Origin of the sequence: Chitinophaga costaii (assembly GCF_900094705.1) — a bacterium.
Taxonomy (GTDB): domain Bacteria; phylum Bacteroidota; class Bacteroidia; order Chitinophagales; family Chitinophagaceae; genus Chitinophaga; species Chitinophaga costaii.
Window position 1 is genome coordinate 21,523 of sequence record NZ_FMAR01000023.1, and the last position, 7,580, is coordinate 29,102.

3 protein-coding genes are annotated in these 7,580 nt (G+C 49.2%); 1 reads left to right on the forward strand and 2 read right to left on the reverse strand.

Annotated elements, in window-relative coordinates:
* Nucleotides 1–68: 68 nt before the first annotated feature.
* Nucleotides 69–2,909 (reverse strand): response regulator, encoded by a 2,841-nt coding sequence (locus GA0116948_RS20050; protein WP_089715562.1) that lies wholly within the window; start codon nucleotides 2,907–2,909, stop codon nucleotides 69–71.
* Between the two features lie 181 nt (nucleotides 2,910–3,090).
* Nucleotides 3,091–4,254 (reverse strand): glycoside hydrolase family 172 protein, encoded by a 1,164-nt coding sequence (locus GA0116948_RS20055; RefSeq protein WP_089715564.1) that lies wholly within the window; start codon nucleotides 4,252–4,254, stop codon nucleotides 3,091–3,093.
* Between the two features lie 434 nt (nucleotides 4,255–4,688).
* On the opposite strand from GA0116948_RS20055, the gene GA0116948_RS20060 reads away from it, so the two are divergent.
* Nucleotides 4,689–6,950: an alpha-L-rhamnosidase gene (locus GA0116948_RS20060; RefSeq protein ID WP_089715566.1), complete on the forward strand. Its 2,262-nt coding sequence runs from the start codon at nucleotides 4,689–4,691 to the stop codon at nucleotides 6,948–6,950.
* Nucleotides 6,951–7,580 lie beyond the last annotated feature (630 nt).

Here is a 7,580-nt window from a genome sequence, read left to right on the forward strand (position 1 = left end):
GACAAAGTAAGCGCGTCGTTGGCATAAATACGTTTGATGCCGTTGCAATGTATTTCGATTTCGCTGCATTACTTCCTGGCGGCACTGGGGGGATAACCGAAGTGGGCGGAAAAGCTGGTAGAAAAACTGGCCGGGCTATTGAACCCAACCTCGTAAGCAATTTCCGACACCGTGGCAGTGCCGGCCTTTAAAAGCTGTAACGCATGTTGCAGCCTTACCACCCGGATGAGATCGCCAGGCGACTGGCCAATGCTGCCTTTTAATTTGCGGTGCAACTGGGCCCGGCTCAGGTTCACCGCCTGGGCCAGGAGGTCTACATTAAATTGATCGTCTGCCAGGTGTGCCTCAATTACGTTTCTCACCTGGTCTATAAACAGCTGCTCCCTGGAAGGCAGTGCTTCGCGAGCGGTGGCCCAGGCGTCTTCCCGCTGGTATTGTTCAAAAAGACGTTTGCGACCGGCAATGAGGTTTTCGGCCAGGGCAAGTAATTCCTTTTGGTGAAAGGGTTTAGTAAGGTATCCGTCTGCTCCGGCGCGCCAGCCATCTGTTTTACTTTCCACGGCTGTTTTTGCAGTGAGCATGATTACCGGTATGTGGCTGGTAAGCGTTTGCTCCTTCAGTTGGGCACATACCTGGTAGCCATCCATGCCAGGCATCATCAGATCGGTAATCACGAGGTCGGGTATTTGCTGAGTAGCGGCTACCAGCCCTTCAGTGCCGGCAGCCGCAGTAATTACCCGGAACATACCCGACAGCAGGCGGGCAATAAAGTCGCGTAGCTCACGGTGGTCTTCGATAACCAGCACCACGGGCAGTTCGCCCACCTCTTCCCGCAACTGGGCGTCGGGTAGAGAAGGTTCATAACTAATATTTTCCAGCGGCAGCATCACCTTTACTGCTGTACCCCATCCGGGCTGACTTTGTATTGTGATATTGCCGCCCAGCAAGTCCACCAGTTCTTTGGTCAGGGCCAGCCCCACACCGCTGCCTTCGTGACTGCGCCGGTCGGAGGCGTCTGCCTGGTAAAAGCGATCGAACACATAAGGCAACTGGTGGGCCGGAATGCCCATGCCTTTATCGTATACGCTGATATGCAGGAAGGACTGCCCGGCTTCCCATTCCATCCGGGCGCTCAACAGCACGCGGCTATGTGCGGGGCTAAATTTTACAGCGTTAGAAAGCAGGTTATGCAGGATCATTTCCAGCTTACCGGCATCGGTCAGGGTAACGATCGATACCTCCTCACTGCTAAACCGTATATCCACCTGGGTTTGTACAGATAACCCATCAAATGCTGCAATTGTTTTTTGTATGAGCTGGATAATATCCGTGGGTTCTTTTTTTAATTCCATTTTACCAGCTTCCAGCTTGCTCAGGTCTAACAGTTGGTTAATGAGGCGGAGCAGCTTTTCGGCGTTACTGGTAATGAGGGCTGCGTTCTTTTTTTCTTCCGGCGTAGTGGCGTAGGTATAGAGCTGTTCTGCCGGCCCCATGATCAATGATAAGGGCGTGCGCAGTTCGTGCGTGAGATTCACTACGAATCGGGATTTCACCTCATCCATTTCGCGCAATTGCTCGGCCTGTTCCCGCACTTCACGGGTGCGCTCGGCCACGGTTATTTCCAGGTGGCGCGCCTGCTCGGTAATGAGGGATAGCTTTTCGGCTTCCTGCTGGCGACTGCGCTCAGAAAGCGCCCCTACTTCCTCCAGGCGCAGGCGAAGATTACGGTTGGTATCTGCAAAATCCAGCGCCAGGTAAATGGAAAAGGTGAGCGGGAATGCCAGCAGACCAATACTCATCCACTGGTTAATGCGGGCAACATCTCCATGCATCCACCCCAGCAAATCGGCACCTACCCCGAAAAAAAACAAAGCTACTATGAACATCCCCGCTCCTATGAGCCACATTTTTTTTGCCCCGCGCCGGATCGCGCGCACAAGGGCCCATAACCCATCTGCAATTGCTATTAAAAAATATAAGTCCGTCGGTTCAACTGGTAGTTCGGGGAAGTTGCCTAAATAATAAACCAGTACCAGCACCCCGATAATGCCCAATACCCATATGCGGCGAAGGGGCAGCTTGCCATAACTGACACTGTAAAGCAATACAGCGGCAAAAAAAATGGCCAAGATCATGGCTATATCAAAAACAGTGGCAGCCAGATACTGATAGGGCGGGCTTAGTGTATTGGCCACAAAATAGCGCAGGTATAAGGTGGCGGCACACAAACCCACAAAAATGCTGTAATATAAATTAAGCCGCTGCCAGGGATAAAATATATACAGGAAAATGTGCAAAAACACCAGGGCTACCTGTGCCCCTACGCTGAATAACAATCCATCATTGTATTGCAGCCGCTGTAGCTGCGTAGCGGAAAGGTGTTCGTAAGTATCTACCCATACCTGAAACCCTGTAAACTCCGGGAAATAGGCTTTGTTATTGGCATACAATAGTTGCAGTTCATGCGGCTGCATGTCGTTGATGGTAAAGGGGAAGAGGTTCCAGGGCGAACGTTGTGGAACGCGCAACTGCTGGCCGGCATCCATCTGCCCAATGCGGCCTATCTCGCGCCCGTCCAGGTAAATCACCGATGCACCATCATGGTTAATGCGCAATGCCAGCAACCGCCCACGCAGGCTGCTGTCTACCAAAAACCGACAGGTAAACCTGCCCGATCCTTTCCATTCCGGCGGGGCCGTTCTTACCCCAAAATTAGGATGCAGGGTTCGCAACTGGTTCAACGCCCAGTTCTGGTGGTGCAGGGGATAGCCCTGGGGATATTGGGCTAAGCTATCTGCACGCAGCATAAACACAGGCGATTGCGCGCACAACCACATGGGCGGGCCTATCAGTAATAGTACCAAGACAAAAAGCGCTTTACGCAGGAAAATAGAATACGTGTGAAACATTCAATTAAAGATAAGCGTTTATCAGCGCTACTACTTGCCCTGGTGTTGCATAGATGTTTGATTTTATAACTATGCAGGGGCTAGTGCCGCCGGTACTTCTTTGTGCCAACATACATATTAATAAATAATATAATATAAATATTATGCCTCCCGAATGCCTAGCCCCCTCGGTCATCTATTGCTAATTAATTTCCAGTTCATCTTTGGAGGGTAGCCGGGGGAATGGTCCATGTGGCCCCTGCTGATACCAGAACACGGTGGTGGCAATGTCGTCTTGCAGCGGCAGGTAGCGGCCTCCTGCGCGCCAGCCCAGGTCTTGCAGGGTAACCTTCAGGCTTTTTTCAAAACGTACAGGGTCGGTGATGTGCCAGCGGTATAAGCCAAAACGCTGGGCTACGTTATAATGTCCATCCCCCTTTATCACCTGGGGCAATCCCGTATAGGCGTTGGAGTAAGGGGTGTACTGCAAGTCCTGTACGCCGGCAGCGTTGGTGGTGCGGGTGTCGAAATCGTAGGAGCCGCAGAAATAATCTTCGGTACCGGTACCGCATATGGTGGGATATTCCGTATCACCATCCATATAGAATTTGATCTCCCCTTCGCCCCACCAGCCATTTTTATGCGCACCATAGGCCATGTAAGTACCCACGTACTGGCCTTTGCCCTGAATACTGTCTACCAGCACATAATTTTGTTTATAAGGCAATGGATTTACCCGGCGGAACTGGGCGTGAAAATAGGCGGCGTCATCAGGCACTTTGGTGAGCAGGTAGTCTACCTGGTAATACAACACCATATCCTGATCGTCTATATTTTCCATGGTGATGCGGCATTTTTTGCGGAAAGGCATGGGCCAGTAACAGTTAAAAGCACTCCCCGGGTTTACGCATACGGCAGCCGACTGCAAAGGCGCATACTGGTTCCAGCCCATGCCGAAAAAGTCGCCTACCGGCACTTCCACGGAAGGCGTAGTTTCATCGTCCCAGTAAAAACGGAATATAGAAAAGCGCCAGTTGCCAGTGGGTGTCATCCAGATATGTTGCAGAGAACCAGGGCCATCGATCTCGGCAACGGTGTAGGTGGTGTGTGCCTTGATCACTACACTGGGGCTCACTTTCCAGCCCCTGCCCAGCTCACGCGAAGCGCCTGCGCCCGTGCCGGTGGTGGCCATGCCCCCGCCGCCTTTGGCCCCGTTGAAGTTCTCCGGGCTGATGGAGCGGCTTTTGGCATCGGATACGCGGAAGAGGTTTTGCAGGTTGCTTTCTATCCCGTTAAAGCCACCCCCCTGCTGGGCGAAGGCGTAGGTGGAGAGCAGGGATAAGGCGAGTATGGATAAACGCTTCATATTAATTATGAATTATGAATTATGAATTATGAATTATGAATTATGAATTATGAATTATGAATTATGAATTATGAATTATGAATTATTAATGATGAATTATGAATGATGAATGATGAATTATTAATTATTAATGATGGGGGGTGTTGGCTTACAAAAATATTAAAATTATTAGGGGGCGGTGATTTAGTTTTTTGGGTGGTGGGGCCTGATTGTTTGTGGTGATGATGGACTTGGCGATGTAGGTGGTGGGATGGATAGTGATGTAGTAAAAATGTGTGCAGGGAGGGTGCAGTAGGTAGCCATATATTTACAACGGGCGAGCGGGGGAAGTATTATTTTAGCAGGTGATCGTATTTTTTTGCCATAACTAAAAATTAACGAATGGCAAAGGTGGAAAATGTACTTTTTGCGCGCTAATCAATTTCAATCCTGCTATGTTACTTCGTTTTTATTTCACTTCCTGTTTGTTTTTGGCTGTATGTAGTTTGGTGGGTAGTAAGGTGGTGGGACAGGAACTCCTTTTCACACATGCATCCTGGATCAATCCCGGGTATGCGGAAAACCAGAACAGGCGGGCCTGCCCGGTGTTTATGAAGGATTTCGAATCTTCACAGCGTATTGCCTCGGCTACTGTAAGCATTAGCGCGCATGGATTGTACGAAGCCTACCTCAATGATAAAAGAGTGGGTGATGCCTGGTTCACCCCTGGGTTTACGAACTATGATAGCCGCATTCAATACCAGCAGTATGATATAAAAAAGTTATTGAAAAAAGGTAAGAACCATATACAGGTTACCATTGGAGAGGGCTGGTATCGCGGGGCTTTTGGCAATCGCCAGACGAAGAACTTATATGGGAAGGATGCGGGACTTATTTTCCAACTGGATATTACTTATGTAGATGGCAGCCATGCCGAGATCGTGTCGGACACCAGTTGGCGCAGTGGTAGTGGCCCTATTGTATATGCCGACATTTACAATGGAGAAACAGATGATGCCCGCATACAAACGATCAACTGGACGGGCGTGGTGGTGGGCAATTATTCCAAGGAGGTATTAATTCCTACGGTGGCCCCCCCGGTGAAGATACATGCATCCATTGCACCGGTGAAGGTGTTGAATACCCCGCTGGGAGAACAGGTCATTGACTTCGGGCAAAATCTTGCTGGCTGGGTACGCTTTAAAGTGAAGGGGCATGCGGGTGATACGATTACCCTGGAACATGCGGAAATGCTGGATAAAAGCGGCAATTTATACACCAAAAATCTCCGTGCGGCACAGGCCACCGATCGTTATATTTTGAAGGATGATCATGCAACGGTTTTTGCCCCTCATTTTACCTGGCATGGATTCCGGTATGTAAAGGTGAAGGGCTGTGTGGTGAAACCGGAAGACTTCAGGGCGGAGGCTTTATATTCCGACATTCAGCCGGCCGGCAGCTTTAGTTGCTCCAATCCTTTACTGAACCAATTGCAACACAATATCATTTGGAGCCTTAGAAGCAATTTCCTGGATGTACCTACAGACTGCCCGCAGCGCAGTGAGCGATTGGGCTGGACGGCAGATGCACAGGTATTTTTCCGGACGGCAGCTTTCAATTACAACATAAAATCCTTTTTTGAAAAGTGGATGGAAGATATGGCGGTTGCACAGGGGGCCGATGGCTCCATGCCCCTGGTAGTGCCAGATGTATATGCCCAGGCACATGTCCGCCCCCCCAGGATAGTGGCGGGTTGGGGCGATGCAGCCACTATCCTGCCCTGGCAGCACTTCCTGGTGTATAACGATACGGCCGTGTTACAACGGCACTATCCCGGCATGAAGGCCTGGGTAGATCATATCCGCAGCAAAAGCCACGACACCCTTTGGACCAGCGGCGGATTTGGCGACTGGATGGCGCCGGCAGATTCTACCTCACTTCCGTTTATCGACCAATGTTACTGGGCCTACTCTATCCAACTGGTCATTCTTGCCGCCAGGACGCTGGGAAATACGGCAGACATCGCCTATTACGAAGACCAGTTGTCACAGATAAAGAAGGCCTTCCTGGCGCATTATATCGGGGAAGATGGAAAAGTAACAATTGCGCCGACGCAAACGGCCTATGTACTGGCGTTGCAGTTTAATATGCTGCCAGACAGCCTGCAACCTACAGCCGCCGCGGAGCTGGCCGCATTGGTAGCAGCCCGGAACAACCATCTTGCCACCGGTTTCCTGGGAACACCCTACCTCTTATTTGCATTGTCTGATCATGGATATAGCGACCTGGCTTTTACATTACTGAACCAGGATACCAGCCCTTCCTGGCTGTATCCGGTGAAGATGGGGGCCACTACCATTTGGGAAAAATGGGACGCACAACGGCCGGATAGTACTTTGCAGGAGGTGTCGTTTAATCATTATGCCTATGGCGCGGTGGGAGATTGGTTGTACCGGGAGGTGGCCGGTATTGATCTTACTCAACCAGGATACCGCCAGCTGGTCATACGCCCCCACCCCGGTGGTGGCCTTACCTGGGTAAAGGCCCGCTATCCATCGACCTATGGTGATATTGTATCCAACTGGACCTTGAACGGTAAGGAAATAAAAATGCACGTCGTCATTCCTAAAGGCATTCAGGCGACGGTGTATGTACCGGGAAAATCTACCGTGTCTGTAAATACCGGCACTTATGATTTTACCGGCACTATAGAATAATTACACCCGGTACCATTTTTACACAATAGATGAAAACAACTGCATTCATTGCCGGCCCACAGGTGGGCGCAACCTGTAAGACCGATCATATGGTGTTTAGCCAGGATGATGCGGGTATTTCGAACTTAATCCTTTGTTCCTTCCAATTCCTATCATAATCATATATTCCATTTATATCAATGATTGGCCATTGGCCTTCCTTTGGATCGAAAAATTTTAAACTTCCCCTTTGTTATTTTCAGGATGTCATTATTAAAAACCTGGTAATTAAATAGTGAGTCATTAAAAACAATGTCAATTTTACTGCTATTTGCCATATCAGATTTGGGGAAAAACGTATCGGTAGTTAAGGTATCCAAAAAACGGGCTGGTATGCTTACATCAGCGCTTAGCTTAAAAAAAATAATTTTTACAGGAGAACCTATTGATAGGTAAGGCAGAGAATCAAAACGCTTATTAACGTACAAAGAGTCATTAACGAAAACCATACATTGATAATAATTTCTTTTATCCTCAGGTATGTTTATACTAATAAAAAAAATCATTATTGTCCGACTAAAATTGGGTAAAAAACAGAGGGATCCCTTTGTCAATAAGGGTTACCGCTTAAAAATCGATTGTCACAAAATC